Source organism: Candidatus Cloacimonadota bacterium, from assembly GCA_034661015.1.
Taxonomy (GTDB): domain Bacteria; phylum Cloacimonadota; class Cloacimonadia; order JGIOTU-2; family JGIOTU-2; genus JAYEKN01.
The window spans coordinates 1-1,077 of record JAYEKN010000053.1 but is presented as its reverse complement, the minus strand read 5'-3'; the positions used below and the strand labels follow the sequence as shown (position 1 = coordinate 1,077).

The 1,077-nt window shown below is 31.2% G+C and carries 1 protein-coding gene; it reads left to right on the top strand.

The annotated features are described in order from the left end of the window. Positions 1-81: 81 nt before the first annotated feature. Positions 82-1,077: PDDEXK nuclease domain-containing protein (locus U9P79_01765; protein MEA2103355.1), on the top strand; the 996-nt coding region annotated here is incomplete at its 3' end.

The following is a 1,077-nucleotide window of genomic DNA, read 5'->3' as shown; positions in this document are numbered from 1 at the left end:
CGTTGTAGCCAATTCCAGAAAACCGACAGATTTAAATAAAATGAAAAGATAAAAAAAGTATATTTGCAGAAAGAGTAAATTATGGATTTAATAAAATATGAAGATGAATACATTAAGTGGGTTGAAGAATTAAAAGGATTAATTCGGAAATCCCAAATAAAAGCATCTATTTCTGTAAATATCGAGATGCTGAAACTTTATTGGAATATTGGAAAATCCATTTCAACAAAAACAAAGCAAGAAAAATGGGGAGCATCTGTTGTAGAACAACTTTCCAAAGACTTAAAATCATCTTTTACTAATCAACAAGGGTTTTCAAGGAGCAATCTGTTTTCAATGAAAAAGTGGTTTGAATTTTACTCATCTACAAATATTGAAATTGAAAAAGTCCAACAACTTGTTGGACAAATTCCATGGGGACATAATGTATTAATTGTGACTAAAGCAAAAAGTATTGAAGAAGCAATATTTTATGCAAGTAAAACTGTGGAAAATAACTGGTCAAGAACCGTTTTAGCTCATCAGATAGATTTGGATTTTTACAGCAGATCAGGAAAAGCGATAACTAATTTTCAAGAAACATTACCTGAACCTCAATCTGAACTTGCTGTAGAAACTTTGAAAGACCCTTACAAATTTGACTTTTTAACACTACAAGAAAAAGCGTTAGAAAAGGACATCGAAGATCAATTAGTGAAGCATATTACGTCATTTTTGCTAGAATTGGGAATAGGATTTTCTTTTGTAGGCAGACAAGTCCCGTTGAAAATTGATGGACGAGATTTTTTTATTGATTTGCTATTTTATCACATAAAATTGAAATGTTATGTTGTTGTAGAACTTAAATCTGTTGAATTTAAGGCCGAATATGCCGGGAAAATGAATTTATATTTGTCTGCGGTTGACGATTTAATAAAAAGTGATAATGAAAATCCGTCAATTGGATTGCTTTTGTGTAAATCAAAATCGAAAGTTATAGCAGAATATGCGTTAAGAGGAACAACTCAGCCGATAGGAATTGCAGAATACGAAATAATAAAGTCAATCCCGGATAAGATTAAAGGTGAATTGCCAACG